Here is a 25,669-nt window from a genome sequence, read left to right on the forward strand (position 1 = left end):
GCGCCTGTATTGCCGGTAGCGCCTGTGTTACCTTGAGGTCCCTGAGGTCCAGTAGGTCCGGTAGGTCCTTGAATGAACGAAGCAGAATTAACTAGAGCAGTTTGTAATGCTGCTATTAATTTAAGAAGCTCTTGAAGTGTGCAAGGGTCAATTCGGAATAATTTTGTAATGTATAGTAAATAGTTAATGAGATTTTGAAGCTCAATAAATACAGCACTTGCTACAAAGGTTGGATTTCTTAATATAGTTATTAAGTTTTTAATAATAGCTAACCCTTGTGCTTTCAGGGAGGAAGTAGCGTCTAGTGAACAAATAAATTTACTTAGTAGGTTCAATGTATCGATTAGATCTTCAATGTTTTGGGGAGATGGATTTGCGAAAAGTTTTGGGATTATTTTTGTTAAATCAATAATAATCGCACGAAATGTTCTAAGTTGAGCTTTAGTAATTGGGATTGATGGAGTATTTGGGATTCGTCCGGCGCTACTTGGAAAGCATGGTTTGGAGAATTTGTTTTGACTGTCGTTATAACGAGACATTAAATCTCTCCTTTCTCATGAAAATGTGAACGAAACTCATCATAGTAGATGCAGAAATTAGTTAAATGGTCATAGTAAAATCGTTTGTTTAAAGAAAAAATAGAAAAAACGCCTTACAATAAGGCGTTTTTTCTATTTTCTGCGTATTGATAATATCGCTTTAATGAAATTTTTGATTTGAATCCAGCGAGTTTTATAATTTCTGATTCAGGAGTTTCTTTTTTTATTAAGTTTAAAATATAGGTGTTACGAAAATGTTGTCCTGAAATTCCTTTACGTAAATTGGCTCTAGCCACTTCGAGGCGAATCATTTTTTGTATAGCAATTTCCGTTAATGCCTTTGGTGCATCATTTTCATATACCCACCTGTATGTTCCGCGGTTAAAATCAAATGCGACAAACAATGAATCATCACTATGATACTTAGGACGAACTGGTTCTGGGATACTTTTGTAATAATTATATAGTTGTTTTTTGTCTTCTTTTGCTAATGTAATTGTTCTTTCTACACCTGCGGTTGCTGGGATTGACAATGTGTTAGTTTCAAAGTGAACGTGATGCATTGTTAATGCTGTAAGTTCCTGTAAGGATAAACCGTAGTCGATCAATAGATTTAAAATAGCAATATTGCGATCCATTAATAAAGGGCGCACAGGAAGTTGTTTTTCTGAAAGTCCTTCTAATGAAGTGACTATATACTTTAATCTTTTTTCTTCATCAGGTGAAATGAAATCTTCGTTACGAAGTGTACGGTCTGGTTGAATAGATATTTCCATATTCTTCAATGGATTGGGAATGTTTAGAAAGTGATGCATTCTATTTAATACAGTAAATACACGATGCATCGTTTTTTCTGAGTAATGTCGATTCGTTTTTAAATCGGAAAAGTAATCTTCGTAGTCTTTTGTACAAAGTGTAGCCCATATATTACTGGAAGGGAGCTTTTTGTTTTTTTCTAACCAATGTCCGAAGTCTTCAACGTCATAAACATAACGTTTAATAGTTGAGGGTTTTCGGCCTTTATTCAATAAAAAAATAGAAAAGGCTTGTATTGTATCATGGAATTCCGTTGTCTCCATAGTCCCACCACCTTAATTATTTCTTATATTATAGCAAACTTTTCTGAAAATAGGCATTTACAAGGGGGACAGGAATAATAATATTTGGTGAGTGGATAAAGTGAAACTATAATCAGTGGGGATTTTGTTCATCCTCTGCGATTATTAGTTGAACCAATCGGGCATTTACGGGCGGTTATCTCCCGCTTAAATACCAAGCGTTTGCTGAATGTCGAGGTGGGAGTCTTACTGCCCGCAAATAGCGGGATAAAATGAGGTGATTGTATGGAACAATCGATGCGAAAGAAAAACAACAATCAAATTAATATTGTGTTAAACCATCGAAAGAAAATTTCTTTGCCAGCCACAGAAAATAAAACGGTAATTTCAAATGAAACTACAATTAAACATGAAATGCTGCAGAGAATTGAAGAAGAGATGGGGAAGCTTGTTGGGATGGATGATATAAAAAAGATAATAAAAGAAATATATGCTTGGATTTATGTGAATAAAAAAAGACAAGAGAAGGGATTGAAGTCTGAGAAGCAAGTACTTCATATGTTGTTTAAAGGGAATCCGGGTACAGGGAAGACAACTGTTGCTAGAATGATAGGGAAATTGCTGTTTGAGATGAATATTCTATCGAAAGGCCACTTGGTTGAAGCTGAACGTGCTGATCTTGTAGGAGAGTATATCGGCCATACAGCTCAAAAAACAAGAGACTTAATAAAAAAAGCAATGGGAGGTATTTTGTTTATTGATGAGGCTTATTCTTTAGCTCGAGGAGGAGAGAAGGACTTTGGAAAAGAAGCAATTGATACGCTTGTAAAACATATGGAAGATAAACAACATGGTTTTGTATTGATTTTAGCTGGATATTCAAGAGAGATGAATCACTTTCTTTCATTAAATCCAGGGCTGCAATCTCGTTTTCCATTTATTATTGAATTTGCGGATTACTCGGTAAATCAGCTATTGGAAATTGGAAAGAGAATGTATGAAGATCGTGAATATCAGTTATCAAAAGAAGCTGAATGGAAATTTAGGGATCATTTACATGCGGTGAAGTATTCGTCGCAAATTACATCGTTTAGTAATGGGCGGTATGTACGGAATATTGTTGAAAAATCAATTCGTACACAGGCGATGCGGTTGTTGCAAGAAGATACGTATGATAAAAATGATTTAATTGGAATATCGAGTATGGATTTGATGCTCGAAGAGGAGACGCACAGTACATAAACTGTGCGTCTATTTTTGTGTATAAGTTCGTTTACTCTTTTTTTGCTTTTTCTTGGTGCGCTTTATGGAAGCGTTCCATTTTAGCGCTCTTTTCGTGTGCTGAATTAGGGTCGTGTCCAAATTGGTTTACTGAACTTTTTTGAGCTCCTTTATTAACGTGGTTTGTCATTTGTATTCACCTCACTTTAAAAATTAGTATAAACATTATATAAAGAAAAAATCGTTAGAAAAGAAAAACCTCTTTACGATATGTAAAGAGGTTAGATTGCTATTTATGCATTGAACGTTCTTTCGTTTCGATACGTCTGTGCGGTAAATGCCATTTGTAATGAATAGAAACCATGCGGAAGCAAACAATTAAAATGAATAAAATGTAAAGAGCCCAATCGCTAACAATAATTTGAGCGCCAATTAAGAAACCTGCTAAAATTGTCCAAAAGGCATATACTTCAGCTCGAAGAACGAGAGGTTTTCTGCGGGCTAAAAGGTCGCGAATGATACCGCCGCCGATACCAGTTAAAACAGCTGCCACGATTGTGGCGCTAATTGGTAAATTTAATTTTTGAGCATATAATGCTCCTTGTACAGCAAATGCTGATAAGCCGATAGCGTCAGTGATATTTTCCCACTTTTTCCAATGTCTAATTAACTTATTTGGAAAAAGAAAAATAATAGTCATTGATAAAAGTGCGATTTGGAATAACATGTCTTGTTGCCAAAACGCGACAATCGGATAACCGATTAATAAATTACGAAGGGCACCTCCCCCAAATGCGGTTGCCATTCCTAAAATATACACCCCGAAAATATCATAATCCTCTTCCATTGCAACAATGGCTCCGCTTAGTGCGAAAGCGATTGTGCCTATGATGCTAAAAATCTCCCATGCCATGAATTTTCTCCCCCGCTAACTAGATGAAATGTGCTTCCTCTGCTATTATATTAGAAGGTTTAAATTTCGAAAAGGATGAGTGAACATATTTGATGGAAGAAAAAGAAAAAGTCATATTAGTAGGCTGTCAATTGCCGCAAGATGATGATGAAAAATTTATGCATTCCATGAAAGAGCTTGCATCACTAGCTAAGACTGCGAGAGCGGAAGTGTTAGTTTCAACAACGCAAAAACGACCAAAGTTTCATCCGACAACTTACATAGGTAAAGGGAAATTAGAAGAGCTTACAATGCTAACTGAAGAATTAGAGCCGGATGTTATTATATTTAATAATGAATTAACGCCGAGTCAAATTCGGAATTTATCCTCAGTATTAGATGCGAGAGTAATTGATCGAACGCAACTAATACTAGATATTTTTGCGCAACGTGCGAAGTCGAGGGAAGGTAAGCTTCAAGTAGAATTAGCTCAGTTGCAATATACAATGCCACGTCTTATGGGTCAAGGGTTGTCCTTATCACGTCTTGGTGGTGGTATTGGAACGAGAGGACCGGGTGAGACGAAACTTGAGACGGATCGTCGTCATATTCGATCGCGTATTGATGAAATAAAGAAACAACTTGCAGTTGTTGTGGAACACCGAAAAAGATATCGTGAGAGAAGAAAAGACAATAAAGTATTTCAAGTTTCATTAATAGGCTATACAAATGCAGGGAAATCGACACTGTTTAATAGATTAACGGAAGCTAATACGTTTGAAGAAAACCTTCTGTTTGCAACACTAGACCCAACGACGAGGAAGATGCCGTTACCTTCTGGTTATACAGTATTACTAACTGATACTGTTGGTTTTATACAAGATTTACCCACTTCATTAATTGCTGCTTTTCGTTCAACACTGGAAGAAGCGGGGGAAGCAGATGTTATTTTACATGTAGTTGATTCTGCGGATCCTAACTACATAGGGCATGAAAGAACAGTAAAACGATTATTATCAGAACTTGAAATTAATCATATTCCTATTATTACGTTATATAATAAAAAAGATGAATTACATCAAAACTTTATTCCGTTTCCGAAAAGTGATTTCTTAATGACTAGTGCTTTTGAAGAAAGTGATTTATTGCGTATAAAAGAAGCGATAGAAATGAAAATGAAGAAAGAAATGGATCGTTATCGAGTAGAAATCCCTCCGAGTGAAGGTAAGTTATTAACGCTTTTAAAGACGGAAACGCTATTAGCAAAGATGGAGTTTCTGGAAGATAAATTTGTATATGATTGTGCAGGGTATATTTTTACTCATTCATCGCTTAATGTGCAATTAAAGAGATTTTTAGTGGAAGAAGGAGAAAATAAAAATGTTTGATCGTTTGAAAAATGGAGAAAAAATTGCTCCAATCGTAAAAGAAGTAGAGAGTCAGATTACAGAAGTACATAAACGTGCGGATGAAGTAATTGAAAGTAATCAGTTTCGTGTATTAGAAAGTTTTCGTAAACATAAAATTAGTGACTCGCATTTTATCCCGACGACAGGTTATGGTTATGATGATATTGGCCGTGATTCGTTAGAAAAAGTGTATGCTGATGTGTTTGGAGCGGAAGCTGGACTTGTTCGTCCGCAAATTATTTCAGGTACTCACGCTATTTCTACAGCGTTATTCGGTATTTTACGTCCAGGAGATGAGTTATTGTACATCACTGGAAAACCGTATGATACGTTAGAGGAAATCGTTGGCGTGCGTGGGAAAGGTGTAGGTTCATTTAAAGAATATAATATTGGTTACAATGCAGTTCCGCTAACTGAAGGTGGGCTTGTTGATTTTGAAGCTGTTGCAGCAGCGATTCATAGTAATACGAAAATGATCGGTATTCAGCGTTCGAAAGGTTATGCTACTCGTCCATCGTTTACTATTTCTCAAATTAAAGAGATGATCGCGTTTGTTAAAGAAATTAAACCTGATGTTGTTGTGTTTGTAGATAACTGTTATGGTGAGTTTATTGAAGAGCAAGAGCCGTGTCATGTTGGTGCAGATTTAATGGCGGGTTCGCTTATTAAAAACCCAGGCGGGGGAATTGTAAAAACTGGTGGTTACATTGTCGGTAAAGAACAGTATGTTGAAGCGTGTGCATATCGTTTAACATCTCCGGGAATTGGTGCGGAAGCTGGAGCGTCTTTATACAGTCTGCAAGAAATGTATCAAGGGTTCTTCTTAGCGCCACATGTTGCAGGACAAGCGCTGAAAGGTGCAATTTTTACAGCTGCGTTTTTAGAAAAGTTAGGAATGAACACGTCACCAGCGTGGAATGCACCAAGAACAGACTTAATTCAATCTGTTCAATTTGATGATAAAGACCGTATGATTGCCTTCTGCCAAGCGATTCAATATGCATCTCCAATTAATTCGCATTTTACTCCGTATGCAAACTATATGCCAGGTTATGAAGATGATGTAATTATGGCGGCGGGAACATTTATTCAAGGTGCAAGTATTGAATTGTCTGCTGATGGTCCGATTAGACCGCCGTATGTTGCATATGTGCAAGGTGGATTAACGTATTCGCATGTTAAAATTGCGATTTGTTCTGCGATTGATGAATTGATTGAAAAGAATTTATTAACAATTTCTTAAAGGGGAGCTGTCGATATCGGCAGCTTTTTTCGTATAAAAGTAACGATTTATGCGATTAGAAAAAAGAATGAAAAAATTTATAAAAAAATCATGTAAGAAAAGCTAACATCTATTGACACTAAACATAACATGTTATAAAATGAGAAGCAGTTAAGGCGAAGGAGGAACTGAAAAATGAAAGAAGATAGACGTTCTGCCCCGCTGTTTCCAATTGGTATTGTTATGGATTTAACACAATTGTCTGCACGTCAAATTCGCTACTATGAAGAGCATAATCTTGTTTCTCCAACCCGTACAAAGGGGAATCGTAGATTATTTTCATTTAACGATGTAGATAAGTTGTTAGAGATTAAAGATTTGTTAGATCAAGGCTTGAATATGGCTGGTATTAAGCAAGTGTTACTAATGAAAGAAAATCAAACAGAAGCAGTGAAAGTAAAAGAAGAAACAAAAGAAATTTCAAAAACTGAGCTTCGCAAAATACTTCGAGATGAACTACAACATACAGGTAGATTCAATCGAACTTCATTGCGACAAGGTGACATTTCAAGATTTTTTCACTAAAGATAACTGATTCTGAAGGCGATTAGAGGGACTAAGGAGGAATTTATAATGTCTAGATACACAAAAGAAGATATTTTCCGTTTGGCGAAAGAAGAGAATGTAAAGTATATCCGTTTACAATTTACGGACCTTTTAGGGGTAATTAAAAACGTAGAGATTCCAGTGAGACAATTAACGAAAGCTCTTGATAACAAAATGATGTTTGATGGATCTTCGATTGAAGGTTTCGTACGTATTGAAGAATCTGATATGTATTTATATCCTGATTTAGACACTTGGGTAATTTTCCCTTGGACAGCTGAAAAAGGTAAAGTAGCTCGACTAATCTGTGATATTTACAATGCAGATGGCACTCCATTTGATGGAGACCCACGTAACAACTTAAAACGTGTGTTAAAAGAAATGGAAGCTTTAGGATTTTCAGACTTCAATCTTGGACCAGAGCCAGAATTCTTCCTATTTAAGGTTGATGAAAAAGGAAATCCAACATTAGAATTAAACGATAACGGTGGATACTTCGACCTTGCGCCGATGGATCTAGGGGAAAACTGTCGTCGTGATATCGTTCTTGAACTTGAAGAAATGGGATTTGAAATTGAAGCATCTCACCATGAGGTTGCTCCAGGACAGCACGAAATTGACTTTAAATATGCAAATGCAATTCGCTCATGTGATGACATTCAAACATTCAAACTTGTTGTAAAAACAATTGCTCGTAAACATGGTTTACACGCAACGTTTATGCCAAAACCACTATACGGTGTGAACGGTTCAGGTATGCACTGTAACTTATCATTATTTAAAAATGGTGAGAACGTATTCTTTGATGCAAACGGTGACTTACAATTAAGTGATGATGCTCGTCACTTCATCGCAGGTATTTTAAAACATGCACCAGCATTTACAGCGATAGCAAACCCAACTGTAAACTCATACAAACGTCTAGTACCTGGATATGAAGCACCTTGTTACGTAGCATGGTCTGCACAAAACCGTAGCCCGTTAGTACGTATCCCTGCATCTCGTGGTATTAGTACACGCGTAGAAGTACGTAGTGTTGACCCAGCTGCAAACCCATATTTAGTAATGGCTACATTATTAGCTGCAGGTCTTGATGGAATTAAAAACAAATTAACTCCACCAGCTGCAGTAGACCGTAACATCTATGTAATGACAAAAGAAGAGCGCGAAGAAGCAGGTATCGTTGACTTACCAGCAACATTAGCGCAAGCGTTAGTTACATTACAATCTAATGAAGTAGTATGCGGTGCACTAGGAGAACACTTACTTGAGCACTTCATCGAAGCGAAAGAGATTGAGTGGGATATCTTTAGAACACAAGTTCACCAATGGGAACGCGATCAATATATGTCTCTTTACTAAGAGGCTTGAACCCTTGATACAATTCGTATCAAGGGTTTTTTAATTCCCTATTATTACAATTTTATATGGTTGCAAAATGAAAAACAGCCACATAAAAGCCAACAATTAATAACAAGTAGTGATATCATAGAAAAACATTATCAGATAAATGTAAGTTTTATATAATTTGTGAAATGAAAAAGCCTTGATACTACGGTATCAGGGCTTTTTTAGTGAAGTTATTGGATATGTTAACTACTAGATAATGGATTGTTTTTGGTTATTTTGAATCATGTTACTAAGAAAATCTTTTCAAAAGAATTGATCTTATCTTTTTTAATCACTTGTGCTAAAACTTAATAATTCTTTACTGCCTTGTACAACGCGAGCGATGATTTTTATGTCCTCATCTGCAAGGCTATAAGTTTGTGGCTTGTGAATCAGATTATTACTCAATGATATTAACGTAATGATGCTCAGTTATAACACAGTCTTATTCAGAATTTCGTTAGTTCATTTTCTAAATTTAGGGAATAAATATAGCTTAGTACCTTGCAATAAATAATACTAAGTGGTATATTATGGATAAAGCAGGTACCGTGTATTGAACAGTACTGAGATAGGGAAGGAGGATGGCACTTGAACGTTCAGTTTAAAAAAGGTGTGCTTGAACTTTGTGTATTAGCACTTGTAAAACGTAAAGATAGTTACGGTTATGAACTTGTTCAGCAAATCTCTAATAAATTTTTAATATCGGAAGGGTCAGTATACCCTTTGTTACGTCGTTTGACGAAAGAAGGGTATTTTCAAACGTATTTAAAGGAATCTACGGAAGGGCCACCTCGTAAATATTATCAATTAACAGAGCAAGGGGAGACGCAATTTCATTTGTTAGTAACAGAATGGCGTGATTTTGCGAAAGGGGTACAAGAAATTATTGAAGGGGTGGAATGGGATGAGTAAAGAAGGGTTTCTTAAAGAATTATCAAGTTATCTTAGAAAGTTACCAGAGGAAGAGAGGCAAGATATTTTATTGGATTATGAAGAGCACTTTCAGTTTGGACTAGAAGAGGGGAAAACTGAATCAGAAATAATACAGGGCCTTGGTTCTCCGAAAGTAATCGCAAAAGAATTACTTGCGATGTATCGCTTCGATGAAATGAAAAAAAATCCATCGACTTCAAATGTGACAAGAGCTGTTATGGCAGCGATTGGACTTAGTTTGTTTAATTTTATTATTGTGTTAGGCCCGTTAGTCGCAATTATTGCTTTTATATTTTCTTTTTGGATTGGTGGTATTGCTAGTGTAGTAACACCATTTTTCGTTATTGGAAAAGTATTTATGGGTACTTTTATATGGTTGGATCTTTTCGTTAGTATAACGTTTGTTGGAGTAGGTTTGTTGTTATGTATTATCGCTTTTTATAGTACAAAGTGGTTTAAGAGATTGTGTGTACGATACGTAATATGGAACTTCAAAATGATAAAAGGAGAGTAAATGATGAAAAAACTATTTTTAATCGCTATCGCTTGTATCATTATTGGAGTAATAGGAATTTCCCAAACATATGAAAAAGCAGTACAAACTGCTGAAAAGGGCGATAAAGAAGATGTAATTAAAAACGAAACATTAAAAAATATAGAAGTTAAGTTAGATGCCGGAGATATTGTTATCCAAAAATCTCCTGACTCTTCTTTTTATGTAAAGCAATCAGGAGATGTACGTAAACAAGAGATTCGTATTGCAGAAGATGGTGACACATTAAAAATTATTGGGGAAAGAGAAAAAGGTGCTTCATTTGATTTTTCTTTTTACGATTTTAGGTTCCAAACGTCTAAATTGACTCTCCTTGTGCCCGAACGCTCTTATCAAGATGTAAAAGTAAATTCATCTGCTGGACAAATCGAAATGAGTGATGTGAAAAGTGATAGTGTAAGTGTTAGAACACTTGCTGGAGAAGTAGAGCTGAAACAAGTAACGTCTAAGAATGTGGAGGGATCTACAAAAGCTGGTGAGGTGAACTTTAAGAAGGTATTAGGGAAAGTGACCGCAAAAACAACAAGTGGGGAAATAAATATTCAAGATCATGATTCTAAGTATAATCTAGAAGCAAGTTCAACTGCGGGAGATATAGATATTACTTTATCGGAAAAACCACAAGATGCGGTAATTACTGGGCAAAGTGCTGCCGGAGATGTAACAATTTTTAATGAAGAAAATAATAACGTAACAATTGGAAATGGTAGTAAAAAGATTAGCGGTAAAACGGCTGCTGGAGATGTCACGATTGAAACTCGTTAATAAGAAATAGAGTGCATGGAAATCTATCAAAATACAAAAAGAAGATAATTACCGTATATAAATAAGGTAATTATCTTCTTTTTGTTATTTTTAATGTAAATCACGATATACGCCAATTACTTTCCCGATAACTGACACTTGTTTTAAAATGATAGGTTCTAATGAAGAGTTTTCTGGTTGTAGACGGAAATGGTCTTTTTCTTTATAGAAACGTTTAACAGTTGCTTCGTTATCTTCTGTTAAAGCGACTACAATTTCACCATTATATGCAGACTGTTGTTGGCGAACAACAACTAAATCTCCATCGAAAATACCAGCTTCAATCATACTATCTCCAGAAATACGTAACATGAACACTTGGTCTGCTCCGGAAACAATGCTAGCTGGAAGTGGGAAATGTTCCTCTACGCTTTCGACCGCTGTAATTGGTAAACCAGCAGTAACTTTTCCGACAATTGGAACTTGAATAACAGATTGTGTTTCCGTATCCATTCGGTCTTCGCCTAAAATTTCAATGGCACGTGGTTTTGTTGGATCGCGTCGAATGTATCCTTTTTCTTCTAATCGTGATAAATGTCCGTGCACTGTAGAACTAGAAGCGAGGCCGACTGCTTGACCAATTTCACGTACGGAAGGTGGATATCCTTTTTCTTGTACTTTTAGCTTAATAAAGTCGAGAATGTCTTGCTGGCGTTTCGTTAACTTTTCCATGTTTTCTAACACCTCGTTTTCTTTCATTTTTCTTATTAATAAGTATAACATGTGAAAAAACATTCTACAAACATAAGTTCGAACAAATGGCGGATTTATGTTACACTATAGGGAAATGATAGGGAGAAAGAGGGGTTCAAAATGAATGCAATTATTTATGCACGTGTGAGTACAACGAAAGAAGCGCAAGAAACATCATTATTACGTCAAAAAGATGAATTATTGCATTTAGCTGAGCGCTATCAAATGAATGTTACGAAGGTGATTGAAGAGCAGGCTAGTGGGTATACAATTGAACGTGACGGTATATTAGAGGTGCTGGATACAATTCGAGACGAACAAATTGATGTGTTACTTATACAAGATGAAACGCGCCTTGGTAGAGGAAATGCGAAGATCGCATTAATGCATTGTTTACATAAAGAAGGCATAAAAGTATATACGCATACACATAATGGTGAATTACAATTGTCGGATTCTGATTCGATGGTATTAGATATTATTGGTATTGTTGAAGAATATCAAAGAAAGATTCATAATTTGAAAATTAAACGAGGTATGCAACGTGCAGTAGAAAAAGGTTATCGTCCAGAAAATAATTTAAAAAATCGTCATTTAAGTGTAGGAAGAGAGAAAAAAGAAGTGCCAATTGAGGAAATTGTACGTTTGCGAAAAAGTGAACTCACGTTTGAAGAAATTGCAGCAACATTACGTGGATTTGGTCATAATGTTTCAAAGGCGACTGTACATCGTAGATATGTAGAGTATACGAAGCAATTGCTTGATAAAGAAGAGTAACTATTGTATGATAATAATCAGTTTTGATTAGAAGGGGGATTCGAGATGATTAATCACGAACTCGTTGAACGCATTAACTTCTTAGCGAAAAAAGCAAAAGCTGAAGGTTTAACTGAAGAAGAGCAACGTGAGCGTCAATCGCTACGTGAACAATATTTAAAAGGATTTCGTCAAAATATGTTAAACGAACTTAAAGGAATTAAAGTTGTTAATGAAGAAGGTACAGATGTTACACCGACGAAATTAAAAGCTTTAAAAAAGCAAGATAATGCAAAATTAAATTAAAAGATGGGCGAAGCCCATCTTTTTTTATTTGTAAAAATCGTTATTTAATAACTTTCCAGTTGTTATTAACTGTTGCTTCTATCGTTTTATGTTCCAATATATAATTAGCGATAAGTTCAGACATATCTGTGGGTATATCTTTTACTAACGGTTTGTTTTGAAACATAAAGAAATTTCCCCCGCCACTTGCACGATAATTATTCATTACAACTTCATATTCTTCATTCATATTAAGAGGAGCACTGTTATGCTGTAAAGATTCTACTCTTTCACCAATTGGTTTTGAAATGTTTAATACATATGAAATCCCTTCCCACATATCATAATTATAATGTTGTGGTTTTGGTTCTATGTAGGTAGGACTTACGATGATGGATCCATCTGTTTTTAATGTGAAATAAGAAGCAGAGAGTTCAAGAGCGGCTTTTATATCAGCTCCAGTTATTCTAATTACTTTTAATGTGTTTGGATAAATATAATTAGAAACGATGTCACGCATTGTTACATGTTCCGGGAAACCTGGAGATGTATTATGGAACAAACTTGTACAAGAAATTGATACCTTAGCTATATCCATCTGTATTTTATTTATGAATTCGATAAAAGGATGATCGTGCAAACGAGTTTGCATAGCATCTGAAATTTGCATGTCCCCCTGAATGATTCCAATAGGTTGATCAAGCCACTTTTGTGTTTTCTCTTCGTAATCGGCTACCAATGAAAGTACATCTTGGTCCGCTTCAATTCCTTGTACAGATAATAATTCAGAAGAGCTCTCTTTTTTCACCCATTTATGTTTCGTTTTTTCGAATGTTACTTTTACTTTTCCGACTGAGTGTCCATTGCATCCGGTCTGTAAAATTGTTACACCGTTAGCCATTGTGTGAGAAATTTCTCGGTGTTGATGACCTGTTAGTAAAAGATCTATGCCTTCAATTTCATGGCACATTGCATATCCTTGGTTTTCACCTGTTAACACTTCAGTAGGTTCCCCGGTTTGTAAATCTTTTTCAAATCCACCGTGATAGGCTACGACTAATAAATCGGGTTTCTCATGTTCGCGAATATAAGAAACCCATTTTTTTGTAGTCTTTAATGCATCTTCAAATAGTAAATCTTTAATGTGATGGGCCTGTTCCCAATTTGGGATGTAATGTGTTGTTACCCCTAAAATAGCGATTTTTATATTGGATTCAATCTGTTTGATTAAATAAGGTTTTCCGAAATAGGGTTTGTTTATGTTTTTATCTAATATGTTTGCTGATAGGTACGGGAAGTTCGCAGTAGTCACAGCATTATTTAATATATTCATCCCGTAATTAAATTCATGATTGCCGATAATTGCAGCGTCATATTGTAAGTAATTCGCTAATAAGGACATTGGATTTTTTTTGTTTTTTTCGTATGTAACATAATGATAAGTAAATGGTGTTCCTTGAATAAAGTCGCCATTATCAATTAAAAGAACGTTTGTATTTTGGGAACGTTCTTTTTTTATAAGAGTAGAAATTTTAGCTAAACCAAGTTCTGCTGGGGAGTTATCTTGGTAGTGAATAGGATAAACAGTGCCATGTATATCGCTTGTTAATAAGATGTTTAAAGTTACAGTTTGATTTTGTTCCAATATGACTCACCTTTTCTATTGTTATCTTCCAATTAATCATATCAAATATGTGAAGTGAATTTTGATGTGAATGTATAGAATGTGTAAAGATTCTGTAAATAACCAATTGTGTATCAAAATATGTGATATATTTCTTCATGTTTACGGAAGGTTATTTTATAACAAGAAAAATGGAGGCATTAATATGTTGAAAAAAGTTTTTGCAATGAGTACAACAGTTGTACTAGCGGCCGGATTATTAAGTGGCTGCGGGACGAAAGAGTCCAGTGCAAGTAAAAATGAAGATACGAAAAAAGGTTATGTACCAAAGACCTTAAATGTTCAATTTGTTCCTTCTCAAAATGCGGATACGTTAGAGGCAAAGGCAAAACCATTGGAAAAGCTATTAAGCGATAAATTAAATATTCCGGTAAAAGTTAGTATTTCAACTAACTACAATACAATTGTAGAAGCGATGGCATCTAAACAAGTAGATGTAGGATTTTTACCGCCAACAGCGTACGTATTAGCACATGAAAAGAAGGCTGCAAATGTAATTTTGCAAGCACAACGTTTTGGAGTAGAGGATGAAACAGGAGCTCCTACAAAAGATTTAGTAGATTATTATAAATCTGAGTTTGTTGTTAAAAAAGACTCTAATATAAATAGTGTAAAAGATTTAAAAGGTAAAAAAATTGGTTATCAAGATGTAACATCATCAGCAGGATATGTATGGCCTGCAGCTGTTCTATTAAAAGAGGGAATTGATCCGCTAAAGGATGTGAAACCTGTTACATTAAAAGGGCATGATCAGTCACTTATTGCTCTTTTAAATGGTGATGTAGATGCAGCTGTTGTATTCCAAGATGCTCGTAATATTGTAAAAAAGGATTATCCGAATATATTTGATCAAACGAAAATAGTGAAATTTACTGAGAAAATTCCGAACGATACAATTTCTGTACGCTCGGATTTAGATGCAGAGTGGAGCAAGAAATTACAAGATGCTTTCATTGAAATTGGAAAAAATGAGGAAGGCCGTAAAATCATTAAAGAAGTATATTCTCATGAAGGATATATTAAATCTGATGATAGTAAATTTGATATTGTTCGTGAATATGGAAAGACAGTGAAGACGCAATAATACATAGTGAAATGGCGGCTAGCTGGAAGGTGTGAGATTTCAGTTAGTTTGCCGTTTTTTAGTTATTGATAATACATTGAAAGTAGGTAAGATGTGTGATAGAGTTTCGAAATGTTTCCAAAATGTATCCGAATGGCACAAAGGGATTGAAAAATATAAATTTAAAGATTCAAAAAGGTGAGTTTATTGTAATGGTCGGATTATCCGGAGCTGGAAAATCTACACTTCTCAGATCCGTAAATCGTCTTCATGAGATTACCGAAGGAGAAATCATTATTGAAGGTGAGTCTATTACTTCTGCGAAAGGAAAAGGATTAAGGCGTATGCGCCGGGATATCGGTATGATCTTCCAAAGTTTTAACCTTGTAAAGCGATCAACAGTATTAAAAAATGTATTAGCTGGTCGTGTTGGATATTATTCCACATTACGTACAACGTTAGGTTTGTTTCCGAAAGAAGATGTGGAGCTCGCATTTCAAGCATTAAAAAGAGTGAATATTTTAGAAAAAGCATATGCGCGTGCTGATGAATTATCAGGAGGACAACAGCAACGTGTATCGATAGCTAGAGCATTGGCGCAAGAAGCAAAAATCATATTGGCAGATGAGCCTGTTGCATCGTTAGATCCACTTACGACAAAGCAAGTGCTAGATGATTTGAAAAAAATTAATGAAGATTTTGGAATCACGACAATTGTAAATTTACATTCTATTGATTTGGCTAGACAATATGCGACACGCATTATCGGATTACATGCAGGAGAAATTGTTTTTGACGGTTTAGTAGAAGAAGCAACGGATGAAAAATTTGCTGAAATTTATGGGGACGTTGCTCAGAAAAGCGAATTATTAGAGGTGGCAGTAAAATGAATGACGTGACGATATATTCAAATGAAATATCGAAGCCGCCGAGTAAATTGAAACATATGTTAACGTTTATTTTAGTTATTTTAATGCTGTGGAGTAGTAGTGTACAAGTAGATGCATCATTTTCAAAACTGGTGGACGGTTTTCCAAATATGGTAGATCTATTGAAAGAAATGGTGCCACCTGATTGGAGTTATTTTCAAGTAATTACAACAGCGATGTTAGATACAATACGTATGGCGATTATTGGGACGACCTTAGGAGCGATTTTAGCTATTCCACTTGCATTGTTTGCAGCAAGTAATGTGTTTACTAACACATTTTTATACAGTCTAGCTCGAATGATTTTAAATTTTATACGAACAATACCAGATTTATTATTGGCGGCTATTTTCGTAGCGATTTTTGGAATTGGGCCACTTCCAGGTATTTTGGCTCTTACTTTTTTTTCAATTGGACTTGTAGCGAAATTGTTGTATGAATCAATTGAATCAATTGACCCTGGCCCACTAGAAGCGATGACAGCTGTAGGGGCTACTAAGGTACAATGGATTGTTTATGGAGTCATTCCACAAGTAAAAGCACACTTTGTTTCCTATGTACTATATACATTTGAGGTGAATGTACGTGCAGCGGCTGTCCTAGGTTTAGTAGGAGCAGGTGGTATTGGACTATATTATGATCGTACACTTGGATTTTTACAATATCAACAAACTGCTTCTATAATTATCTATACCCTTATTGTTGTTTTGTTAATTGACTACATTAGTACATTGTTGCGGGAGAAACTATAATGAATAGAACGACGATGATTGTGCCAAAACCGAAGAAACCGAGTATATATCGCTGGATTATTTTAATAGCACTTACAGTTGTATATGTATGGGCCTTTTCAGGAGTACCATTAGAAGGGATAAAGGACACAGCAGGTGAAATCACGAAAGCAATTATGACAGGGATATTAAATCCAGACTGGTCGTATGTATCTTTGCCAGATGGTGAAGATTTATTACATGGATTAATTGATACGTTGGCAATTGCGATATTAGGTACATTTATTTCTGCATTTTTATCTGTTCCGTTTGCCTTTTGGGCGGCAACGAATATGAGTAGTGGAAAATTAACTTCAGGATCTGGGAAATTTGTACTTAGTTTTGTTCGTACGTTTCCTGAATTAGTTATGGCTCTTTTATTTATAAAAGCTGTTGGTCCAGGCTCTTTTGCAGGAGTATTAGCTTTAGGATTACATTCTATTGGAATGTTAGGGAAACTATATTCAGAAGGAATTGAAAACATAGATAAAGGACCGACGGAAGCGTTGCTAGCAACAGGAGCAAACCGTTTTCAAATACTTTGGTATGCAGTGTTACCACAAGTGTTACCAGATTTTCTATCTTATACGTTATACAGATTTGAAATTAATGTACGATCCGCTGCGATTTTAGGGGTTATTGGAGCGGGAGGGATTGGTACACCTTTAATTTTTGCGCTGAGTTCACGGAATTGGTCTCGTGTTGGGATTATTTTATTAGGTATTATTTTAATGGTAATTATAATTGATTTGATTTCAAGTTCGATTCGGAAACGGATTGTTTAACTTATTTGAAAAGCATCGAAGTTAGATTCTTTTTTATGTTTTTAAAAACGTATTTAAAAAAGTAAGAATAGAAGAAATTTGTATAAATATACAGATAATTCTCTTTCTTTTTAAAATAAAAATAATGAAAAAGTATGTCATATTGAATGCCCATACATTCCCGGAAACATTGATTTTTTTATAAAAAATCAAAAAAATATCAACATATTTGTCGATACATGTTGTATAATCTTGCGTGGGAAGCTATCATATAAATGTATAAAACGTTTACTAATATAAGCGAAGGGAAGAATAGCATGTCACATTCAATCGAACAACTTTCTATCAACACGATTCGCACATTATCCATCGATGCGATTGAAAAAGCAAACTCTGGTCACCCAGGAATGCCAATGGGTGCAGCACCAATGGCTTATACATTATGGACTCAATTTATGAAACACAATCCAAATAACCCAACGTGGTTTAACCGTGATCGTTTCGTATTATCTGCAGGTCATGGTTCAATGTTATTATACAGCCTACTTCACCTATCTGGTTATGATGTAACAATGGATGACTTAAAGAACTTCCGTCAATGGGGAAGCAAAACTCCAGGACATCCTGAGTACGGTCATACAGCTGGTGTAGATGCAACGACTGGTCCACTTGGACAAGGTATTGCAACTGCTGTAGGTATGGCAATGGCTGAAAGACATTTAGCTGCTAAATATAACCGTGATGCGTATAATGTAGTAGATCATTATACATACGCTATTTGTGGTGATGGAGATTTAATGGAAGGCGTTTCTGCTGAAGCATCTTCATTAGCTGCTCATTTACAATTAGGTCGCCTTGTTGTGCTTTATGATTCAAACGATATTTCATTAGATGGCGATTTAAATCGTTCATTCTCTGAAAGTGTAGAAGATCGTTACAAAGCATACGGATGGCAAGTAATCCGTGTTGAGGATGGAAACGATATTGAAGCAATCGCGAAAGCAATTGAAGAAGCGAAAGCTGACGAAAAACGCCCAACGCTAATTGAAGTAAGAACGACAATTGGTTTCGGTTCTCCAAACAAATCAGGAAAATCAGCTTCACATGGTTCTCCACTTGGTGTAGAAGAAACAAAATTAACGAAAGAAGCATATGCTTGGACTGCTGAGCAAGATTTCCACGTAGCAGAAGAGGTATACGACAACTTCCGTAAAACAGTACAAGATGTTGGTGAAACTACGCAAGCAGAGTGGAACACTATGCTAGGTGAATATGCACAAGCATACCCAGAATTAGCAAACGAATTCCAAGCAGCAATGAACGGTCAACTTCCAGAAGGTTGGGAGCAAAACTTACCAACTTATGAATTAGGATCAAAAGCAGCAACTCGTAATTCTTCTGGTGCTGTAATTAATGCAATTGCAGAGTCTGTACCATCATTCTTCGGTGGATCTGCTGACCTTGCTGGTTCTAACAAAACATACATGAATAACGAAAAAGACTTTACAAGAGATGATTACAGCGGTAAAAACATTTGGTACGGTGTACGTGAGTTCGCAATGGGTGCAGCAATGAACGGTATTGCATTACATGGCGGTTTAAAAACTTACGGTGGTACGTTCTTCGTATTCTCTGATTACTTACGTCCAGCAATTCGCCTTGCAGCATTAATGCAATTGCCAGTAACGTATGTATTCACACATGACAGTATCGCTGTTGGTGAAGATGGTCCAACACATGAACCAGTCGAGCAATTAGCAGCGCTTCGTGCAATGCCGAACGTTTCTGTTATCCGTCCAGCTGATGGTAACGAATCTGTTGCAGCTTGGAGACTGGCTTTAGAATCTACAAACAAACCAACTGCTTTAGTATTAACTCGTCAAGACCTTCCAACATTAGAAGGTGCAAAAGATGATACGTATGAAAAAGTAGCAAAAGGTGCATATGTAGTTTCTGCAAGCAAGAAAGAAACGGCTGATGTTATCTTACTTGCAACTGGATCTGAAGTAAGCCTAGCTGTTGAAGCTCAAAAAGCATTAGCAGCAGACGGTGTTGACGCAGCTGTTGTCAGCATGCCATCTATGGATCGTTTTGAAGCTCAAACTGCAGAGTACAAAGAATCTGTATTACCAAAAGCAGTAACAAAACGTTTCGCAATCGAAATGGGTGCTACATTCGGATGGCACCGTTACGTAGGTCTTGAAGGAGATGTGTTAGGTATCGATACATTCGGTGCTTCTGCTCCTGGTGAGAAGATTATGGAAGAGTATGGATTTACTGTAGAGAACGTTGTTCGTAAAGTAAAAGAAATGCTTTAATGATTTCAGAAAAATCTCTCCGGCATGGAGAGATTTTTCTATGTAAATGAGTTTTTTCGACAGAAAAAGTTTTTTATCTCTCCGCAGTCAGACAATCATTGCAAATTTTCTTATATATAATGAAGAGAAAAGGTTGTCCAGATTGGGAGGGGAAAAATGAAAACGTATGAATTGTATTTAATTCAAGAGGATATTGCGAAATCTTATTTTGGTCGTGAATATTTGTTTTTTGATTTATTTGCTCGATTTTCAGAATCTGGGTCCCTTTCGGAGAAAAAAGTGTTATATAAACAAATGATGTATATAACAAAACCATTGCAAGTAATGAAAATTCATCATAAATTAGAACAAGCTTTGCGCGTTCTTGGTAAATATGATAGAACACATCATACACATACACTTTATACGGGAGCGGAGTACGGTGAAATAATGGTGAAACCGCACTATATTCGTATGAATACCTCTGGAAATGTCTCTATGGAAACGACTTTCTTTGAGGTGTTAAGAAAGTGTGAATTAACATTTTTAGCTATGGATTATGAAAATACAAAGTACGGATGGCTGAATCCTCTAAAACAAGTACGAACATATGTGTAAAAATGTCGAATTGTATCTTGTCTTATTGAAAAGGTTTTAGTACACTGTAAGGTAGACAACATGAAGGAGGAAAATATATGCCAATTTGGTTAGGTATTCTAGTGGGCGTAGTAGCACTAGTAGCAGGCGTGGCGTTAGGATTTTTCATTGCCCGCAAATACATGATGAATTACTTACAAAAAAATCCACCAATTAACGAACAAATGTTAAAAATGATGATGATGCAAATGGGACAAAAACCTTCCCAAAAGAAAATCAATCAAATGATGAGCGCGATGAACAAGCAACAAATGAAATAAGCGCTAAAAGACACTCACTAAGAGTGTCTTTCTTTTTGTTAGTTACAGTTTTTAAAACTTTTAAAAATTCTGTATTTTTGGTAAACTGAAAACATCGCTCATTTTAAGGGAGGAGGAAAAAAATGAAAGTGTTTATGAATTTAGCGTGGTTTTTTAAACAAGAAAAACGAGCGTACATAACCGGAATTATTTTATTATTTGGCGTTGCACTTTTAGAGCTCGTAGCACCAAAAGTAATTGGAATCGTTGTAGATGAAATTAATGATGAAACATTGACGACCGATAAGTTACTAAAATGGGTTGTACTATTAGTAATTGTAGGTATTACGATGTACATATTGCGTTACATATGGCGTATTATGATTTTCGGGTCTTCGTTAAAATTAGCTCGCCAATTACGAAAAAATTTATATGAACATTTTACAAAGATGAGTCCATCTTTCTATCAGTCAAATCGAACAGGTGATTTAATGGCACATGCGACTAATGATATTCAAGCAATCCAGCAAACTGCTGGAGCGGGTGTTTTAACGCTTGTTGATTCATTAGCTGTTGGGGGATGTGTACTCGTAGCGATGGGTTTTACAATTAGTTGGAAGTTAACATTGTTAAGTTTAATTCCGATGCCGATTGTAGCCATTTCGACAAATTATTATGGAACGTTATTACATAAAAGGTTTCATAAAGCACAGCAATCGTTTTCGGAAATTAATGATAAAGTGCAAGAGAGTATGAGTGGAATGAAAGTGATTCGATCGCTTGGACAAGAGAAAGAAGATTTGCAGGCGTTTCGAAAAAAATCAGAAGATGTTGTGCATAAAAATGTGTTAGTTGCACGTATTGATTCGTTATTTGATCCGACAATCGCTCTTATCGTTGGATTTTCTTTTTTAATTGCAGTATGTTACGGATCGGTATTAGTTGTAAGAGGTGAATTAACAGTAGGTGATCTCGTTACATTTACGACATATTTAGGTACCCTCGTTTGGCCAATGTTAGCGTTTGGATGGTTGTTCAATATTATGGAGCGTGGGCGTGCTTCATATGACCGTGTAGAAAAAATTCTTTCACAAAAATCAGATGTAGTAAATAGAGAAAATGCTGTACATACGATAGCGAGCGGTAATGTTTCATTTGCCATTGATTCATTTTCGTATAAGAAAAATGAACTGTTACATTTAAACGATATTCACTTTGATTTGAAGAAGGGCGAAACGCTAGGAGTTGTAGGACGTACAGGTGCAGGGAAAACGACTTTATTAAAATGTTTAATCCGTGAGTATGATCATTTTAATGGTGAATTAAAAGTTGGGGAGCGAGATATTCGAGATTTAACACTTCATGGTGTCCGTTCTGCCATTTCATATGTGCCGCAAGATCATTTTTTATTTTCAGCAAGTATTGGTGAGAATATTGCCTTTGGAAAGGCGGATGCTACATATAATGAAATTACCCAAGCTGCAGAGATTGCTTGTATTCATAATGATATCCTCCAATTTTCAGAAGGATATGAAACAGTAGTAGGGGAAAGAGGCGTTTCGTTATCTGGTGGTCAAAAACAGCGAATCTCTATTGCTCGTGCTTTATTAACAAATGCTGAAATTTTAATTTTGGATGATTGTTTATCAGCGGTAGATGCAAAAACAGAAGAGACAATTTTAAGTGCCTTAAAGAGGGAAAGAGCAGGGAAAACGACGATTATTACTGCACACCGATTAAGTGCAATTCAGCATGCTAATCTTATTCTTGTTGTTGATGAAGGTAGAATTGTACAAAGAGGTACACATGAGGAATTAATGAAGGAAAACGGCTGGTATAAGGAAATGTATGAAAGCCAGCAATTAGAAGCTTTAGTCGAGAAAGGAGGCGTATGATGGTAGAGAAGAAGCGAAGTGATTTAAGTAGATTGCTTTCTTATATGAAGCCATATAAAGGGTTGCTATCTTTAGCATTTATCTTTTTAGTTGGTGCGACAGTAACGGAAATGATGGGGCCTTTTTTAATTAAACAATTCCTTGATGAACACCTAGTACCGCGGGATTTTGAACGATCAGCACTCGTTACTTTATTTGTAATTTACATAGTTGCTCATTTATTAAAAGTATTATTTACGTATTTAAATCTATTGTACTTTCAGAACATTGCTTTTAAGATTGTTCAAGATATGCGAGTTGAAGTATATGAACATGTTCAAAAGCTGTCATTAAGTTTCTTTGATCGTACGCCAATTGGTACGCTCGTATCTCGTATAACGAATGATACGGAAGCGATTAAAGATTTTTATGTCAGTGTATTATCAACATTTGTGAAAAATGTAGTCTTTTTAGTAGGTATTTTAATAGCGATGTTTTTATTAGATGTAAAATTAGCGTTATTTTCTCTCATATTAATTCCGATAATGTTCGCGATTATGGTATTATATCGCCGGAAAAGTGCAGCTTTTTATTTAGAAGTACGTAATCAACTAAGCGTGTTAAATGCAAAATTGAACGAGTCCATACAAGGAATGAATATTGTTCAAGTGTTCAGACAAGAAAAACGTATGAGAAAAGAGTTTGAAGAAGTGAATAATAAACATTATAGTGCAGGGCGACGTACTTTGAAGTTAGACGCATTACTTTTACGACCAGCTACGGATTTAGTACATATTGTAGCTATTGCGTTAGTACTAGGTTTATTTGGGATTGATGCTTTAAAGAGCCCTGTTGAAGTAGGAGTTTTATATGCTTTTGTTAACTATATACATCGTTTCTTCCAACCTGTAAATGAGATGATGATGAAATTGTCCTTTTTCCAACAGGCACTTGTTTCGTCATCACGTGTATTTCATTTAATGGACGAGAAAGATTTAGCACCGGTTCAAAAAGGCAATGAGAATCCTCAAGTTGTCGATGGAGATATTGAATTTAAAAATGTTACTTTTTCATATGATGGAAAGCGTGACGTTTTAAAAAATGTATCATTTCACGTGAAACAAGGGCAAACGGTTGCTTTTGTTGGGCATACTGGTAGCGGAAAAAGTACGATTATGAATTTGTTAATGCGATTTTATAATATTAAGTCGGGAAATATTGTAATAGACTGTGTAGATTTAGAAAAATTTGAAGAACGAGAAATTAGAAAGAAAATAGGACTCGTATTGCAAGATGCATTTTTATTTGCTGGAAATGTAAAGCAAAATATTCGTATGTATAATGAAGAAATTACGGATGAAGAAGTAAAAGAAGCTGCTCGATTTGTGCAAGCGAATACGTTTATTGAAAAGTTACCAGAGCAGTATGAAACAGAAGTAGTAGAAAGAGGTGCAGCATTTTCAAGCGGTCAACGACAATTAATTGCTTTTGCTAGAACGATAGCAACGAATCCGAAAGTATTAGTATTAGATGAAGCAACAGCTAATATCGATACAGAAACAGAAGAGGCTATTCAAACAGCGTTGCAACAAATGCGAAAAGGTAGAACGACGATAGCCATTGCGCATAGGTTATCTACAATTCAAGATGCAGATCAAATTTTTGTGATGCATGATGGAGAGATAGTAGAAAGAGGAACACATCAAGAATTACTAAGTGAGCAAGGTTTGTATTATAATATGTACTTGTTACAAAATAAAGGGAGTTTGCAAAAGGCCTTGTAAATACAAGGTCTTTTTTATTTTGTATACAAAATATATTTACTCTTTGTTTCTATAGCATAAATGTCGTGTCCTCTTATGAAATTTGTACATATTGTATGTATACGAAGTAAAAAAATTAATAGGAGATTTTATATGCAAAACAGATCGAGTTCAAATGTTACGTTAATTGATGTGTCTCATTGGGAAGGGAATATTGATTGGAATGCAGTGAAGGCATCTGGAATTCCAGCAGCGTATGCAAAAGCGACAGAAGGTGTAGATTACATTGATCCTACTTTTACTAAAAATGTACAAGCAGCCCGAAGTGCGAATGTATTAATTGGTGCATACCATTTTGCACGTCCAGAACAAAATGATGCAATTTCAGAGGCGAAATATTTTGTGAGTATATTACAAAGTAACCAGACAGACTTAATGCCAGTTCTGGATTTAGAATCACCAAAAGATCCGAGTAATAGTAATTTAACTGGTAGCGCTATATCGAATTGGGCAAGAAGCTTCATAAATTATGTGAAACAGGCTACTGGAAAAGATGTAATGTTATATACAGGAGTTTGGTATATTAATGAGTTCGGAATTAGCGGATTAAGTGATATTCCACTTTGGATTGCTAAATACTCGAGTACACCGCCTGCTGATGCTGGTGGATGGACAGCGTGGACAGCATGGCAGTACACAGATTCTGGACAAATTTCAGGTGTAGGAAATTGTGATGTATCAGCTGCAGTTTCACTAGAAGCTTTACAAGGGAATGGAGCAAGTGGTGGAGGGAATGTTTCTCCGCCTAATAATGCAACTCCAGTGTACGGGGTTGCTATATTTAATGGAGATAATGTGAATTTGAGAAGTGGACCATCTTTGCAGTCTAGTGTAATTCGCCAATTGAATCGTGGCGAAACATATGAAGTTTGGGGAGAACAAGATGGATGGCTTTGTTTAGGGACAAATCAGTGGGTATATAATGATCCGAGTTATATTCAGTATAAACATTATGTGGCGACTATTACTGGTGATAATGTAAATTTGCGTGATGCTCCATCATTAAAAGGAAATGTTATAAGACAGTTACATCATGGTGAATCGTATCGAGTATGGAGTAAGCAAGATGGATGGCTTTGCTTAGGGACAAATCAATGGATATACTACGATCCAAGTTATATTCAGTATGGTGTACAATAGAGTGAAAATAAAAGGTGCCCCGTCAGAGGTGCCTTTTATTAAAAATATACAACTTTTACAAAGTCT

At 35.7% G+C, this 25,669-nt stretch carries 26 protein-coding genes; 20 read left to right on the forward strand and 6 right to left on the reverse strand.

The annotated features are described in order from the left end of the window. Together MR167_RS21540 and MR167_RS21545 are read right to left on the reverse strand one after the other, a co-directional pair. Nucleotides 1-539, reverse strand: a 539-nt coding sequence (locus MR167_RS21540; protein ID WP_242315446.1) for a collagen-like protein, incomplete at its 3' end; no start/stop codon positions are given. Between the two features lie 113 nt (nucleotides 540-652). Continuing rightward, nucleotides 653-1,618, reverse strand: coding sequence for a tyrosine-type recombinase/integrase (locus MR167_RS21545; RefSeq protein ID WP_000450330.1), 966 nt, complete (start codon nucleotides 1,616-1,618; stop codon nucleotides 653-655). Nucleotides 1,619-1,882: 264 nt separating this feature from the next. Here MR167_RS21545 and spoVK point away from each other — a divergent pair, with 264 nt between their 5' ends. Then, nucleotides 1,883-2,839, forward strand: coding sequence for a stage V sporulation protein K (gene spoVK / locus MR167_RS21550; protein WP_000438196.1), 957 nt, complete (start codon nucleotides 1,883-1,885; stop codon nucleotides 2,837-2,839). Nucleotides 2,840-2,870: 31 nt separating this feature from the next. Here spoVK and MR167_RS21555 read toward each other — a convergent pair whose 3' ends face one another. Together MR167_RS21555 and MR167_RS21560 are read right to left on the reverse strand one after the other, a co-directional pair. After that, a complete protein-coding gene (locus MR167_RS21555; protein ID WP_000181505.1) occupies nucleotides 2,871-3,008 on the reverse strand; it encodes a hypothetical protein in 138 nt (45 codons plus the stop codon). Nucleotides 3,009-3,107: 99 nt separating this feature from the next. After that, complete coding sequence (locus tag MR167_RS21560; RefSeq protein WP_000312267.1) at nucleotides 3,108-3,731, reverse strand: trimeric intracellular cation channel family protein; 624 nt, start codon at nucleotides 3,729-3,731, stop codon at nucleotides 3,108-3,110. Between the two features lie 92 nt (nucleotides 3,732-3,823). On the opposite strand from MR167_RS21560, the gene hflX reads away from it, so the two are divergent. The 7 genes from hflX (at nucleotide 3,824) to MR167_RS21595 (ending at nucleotide 10,590) form a co-directional block, all read left to right on the forward strand. Next, nucleotides 3,824-5,098: a GTPase HflX gene (gene hflX, locus MR167_RS21565; protein WP_242315447.1), complete on the forward strand. Its 1,275-nt coding sequence runs from the start codon at nucleotides 3,824-3,826 to the stop codon at nucleotides 5,096-5,098. Beyond that, a complete protein-coding gene (locus MR167_RS21570) occupies nucleotides 5,091-6,362 on the forward strand; it encodes a methionine gamma-lyase family protein (protein ID WP_000460287.1) in 1,272 nt (423 codons plus the stop codon). The genes hflX and MR167_RS21570 overlap by 8 nt, the downstream gene beginning before the upstream one ends. Before the next feature lie 174 nt (nucleotides 6,363-6,536). Continuing rightward, complete coding sequence (gene glnR / locus MR167_RS21575; protein ID WP_000656783.1) at nucleotides 6,537-6,926, forward strand: transcriptional repressor GlnR; 390 nt, start codon at nucleotides 6,537-6,539, stop codon at nucleotides 6,924-6,926. Nucleotides 6,927-6,974: 48 nt separating this feature from the next. Next, nucleotides 6,975-8,309 carry a type I glutamate--ammonia ligase gene (gene glnA / locus MR167_RS21580; protein WP_000092763.1) on the forward strand — a complete coding sequence of 445 codons (1,335 nt, stop codon included), beginning with the start codon at nucleotides 6,975-6,977 and terminating at the stop codon, nucleotides 8,307-8,309. Nucleotides 8,310-8,927: 618 nt separating this feature from the next. Continuing rightward, nucleotides 8,928-9,251 (forward strand): PadR family transcriptional regulator, encoded by a 324-nt coding sequence (locus MR167_RS21585; RefSeq protein WP_001102628.1) that lies wholly within the window; start codon nucleotides 8,928-8,930, stop codon nucleotides 9,249-9,251. Beyond that, on the forward strand, nucleotides 9,244-9,786 hold the full coding sequence (locus MR167_RS21590) for a DUF1700 domain-containing protein (protein ID WP_000031383.1): 543 nt from the start codon (nucleotides 9,244-9,246) through the stop codon (nucleotides 9,784-9,786). The genes MR167_RS21585 and MR167_RS21590 overlap by 8 nt, the downstream gene beginning before the upstream one ends. After that, nucleotides 9,787-10,590, forward strand: coding sequence for a DUF4097 family beta strand repeat-containing protein (locus MR167_RS21595; protein ID WP_098829854.1), 804 nt, complete (start codon nucleotides 9,787-9,789; stop codon nucleotides 10,588-10,590). Between the two features lie 90 nt (nucleotides 10,591-10,680). Here the strand turns inward: MR167_RS21595 and lexA are convergent, their stop codons facing one another. Continuing rightward, nucleotides 10,681-11,301 (reverse strand): transcriptional repressor LexA, encoded by a 621-nt coding sequence (gene lexA / locus MR167_RS21600; protein WP_000413739.1) that lies wholly within the window; start codon nucleotides 11,299-11,301, stop codon nucleotides 10,681-10,683. A gap of 141 nt (nucleotides 11,302-11,442) precedes the next feature. On the opposite strand from lexA, the gene MR167_RS21605 reads away from it, so the two are divergent. Together MR167_RS21605 and MR167_RS21610 are read left to right on the forward strand one after the other, a co-directional pair. After that, nucleotides 11,443-12,099, forward strand: a complete 657-nt coding sequence (locus MR167_RS21605) for a YneB family resolvase-like protein (protein WP_000991471.1) — start codon at nucleotides 11,443-11,445, stop codon at nucleotides 12,097-12,099. Nucleotides 12,100-12,144: 45 nt separating this feature from the next. After that, on the forward strand, nucleotides 12,145-12,384 hold the full coding sequence (locus tag MR167_RS21610) for a DUF896 domain-containing protein (RefSeq protein ID WP_000607015.1): 240 nt from the start codon (nucleotides 12,145-12,147) through the stop codon (nucleotides 12,382-12,384). A 40-nt stretch (nucleotides 12,385-12,424) separates the two neighbouring features. Here MR167_RS21610 and MR167_RS21615 read toward each other — a convergent pair whose 3' ends face one another. Further along, nucleotides 12,425-14,008 carry a bifunctional metallophosphatase/5'-nucleotidase gene (locus MR167_RS21615; protein ID WP_098829855.1) on the reverse strand — a complete coding sequence of 528 codons (1,584 nt, stop codon included), beginning with the start codon at nucleotides 14,006-14,008 and terminating at the stop codon, nucleotides 12,425-12,427. Between the two features lie 184 nt (nucleotides 14,009-14,192). Here MR167_RS21615 and MR167_RS21620 point away from each other — a divergent pair, with 184 nt between their 5' ends. The 10 genes from MR167_RS21620 to MR167_RS21665 all read left to right on the forward strand — a co-directional run bounded on the left by MR167_RS21620 (nucleotide 14,193) and on the right by MR167_RS21665 (nucleotide 25,603). Beyond that, complete coding sequence (locus MR167_RS21620; RefSeq protein ID WP_000915063.1) at nucleotides 14,193-15,131, forward strand: phosphate/phosphite/phosphonate ABC transporter substrate-binding protein; 939 nt, start codon at nucleotides 14,193-14,195, stop codon at nucleotides 15,129-15,131. A gap of 95 nt (nucleotides 15,132-15,226) precedes the next feature. Then, nucleotides 15,227-16,000 carry a phosphonate ABC transporter ATP-binding protein gene (phnC, locus tag MR167_RS21625; protein ID WP_242315449.1) on the forward strand — a complete coding sequence of 258 codons (774 nt, stop codon included), beginning with the start codon at nucleotides 15,227-15,229 and terminating at the stop codon, nucleotides 15,998-16,000. Beyond that, nucleotides 15,997-16,791 (forward strand): phosphonate ABC transporter, permease protein PhnE, encoded by a 795-nt coding sequence (phnE, locus tag MR167_RS21630; protein WP_242315451.1) that lies wholly within the window; start codon nucleotides 15,997-15,999, stop codon nucleotides 16,789-16,791. The genes phnC and phnE (MR167_RS21630) overlap by 4 nt, the downstream gene beginning before the upstream one ends. Further along, entirely contained in the window at nucleotides 16,791-17,594 is an 804-nt protein-coding gene (gene phnE / locus MR167_RS21635; RefSeq protein ID WP_001082388.1) for a phosphonate ABC transporter, permease protein PhnE, read from the forward strand. Before phnE (MR167_RS21630) ends, phnE (MR167_RS21635) begins: the two co-directional genes overlap by 1 nt. Before the next feature lie 296 nt (nucleotides 17,595-17,890). After that, nucleotides 17,891-19,891: a transketolase gene (gene tkt / locus MR167_RS21640; protein WP_016512442.1), complete on the forward strand. Its 2,001-nt coding sequence runs from the start codon at nucleotides 17,891-17,893 to the stop codon at nucleotides 19,889-19,891. 156 nt (nucleotides 19,892-20,047) lie between these two features. Further along, the gene (sirA, locus tag MR167_RS21645; RefSeq protein WP_000860652.1) at nucleotides 20,048-20,488 is read left to right on the forward strand and encodes a sporulation inhibitor of replication protein SirA; all 441 of its coding nucleotides are present in this window, start codon (nucleotides 20,048-20,050) and stop codon (nucleotides 20,486-20,488) included. Nucleotides 20,489-20,565: 77 nt separating this feature from the next. Continuing rightward, the gene (locus MR167_RS21650; RefSeq protein WP_001123317.1) at nucleotides 20,566-20,787 is read left to right on the forward strand and encodes a YneF family protein; all 222 of its coding nucleotides are present in this window, start codon (nucleotides 20,566-20,568) and stop codon (nucleotides 20,785-20,787) included. A gap of 122 nt (nucleotides 20,788-20,909) precedes the next feature. After that, nucleotides 20,910-22,661, forward strand: coding sequence for an ABC transporter ATP-binding protein (locus MR167_RS21655; RefSeq protein ID WP_000862447.1), 1,752 nt, complete (start codon nucleotides 20,910-20,912; stop codon nucleotides 22,659-22,661). Then, complete coding sequence (locus MR167_RS21660) at nucleotides 22,661-24,424, forward strand: ABC transporter ATP-binding protein (protein ID WP_000229515.1); 1,764 nt, start codon at nucleotides 22,661-22,663, stop codon at nucleotides 24,422-24,424. The genes MR167_RS21655 and MR167_RS21660 overlap by 1 nt, the downstream gene beginning before the upstream one ends. A gap of 132 nt (nucleotides 24,425-24,556) precedes the next feature. Then, a complete protein-coding gene (locus tag MR167_RS21665) occupies nucleotides 24,557-25,603 on the forward strand; it encodes a GH25 family lysozyme (protein ID WP_242315453.1) in 1,047 nt (348 codons plus the stop codon). The last annotated feature ends 66 nt before the right edge of the window (nucleotides 25,604-25,669 follow it).

This window comes from Bacillus cereus group sp. BfR-BA-01355 (assembly GCF_022663675.1).
Lineage (GTDB): Bacteria > Bacillota > Bacilli > Bacillales > Bacillaceae_G > Bacillus_A > Bacillus_A thuringiensis_S.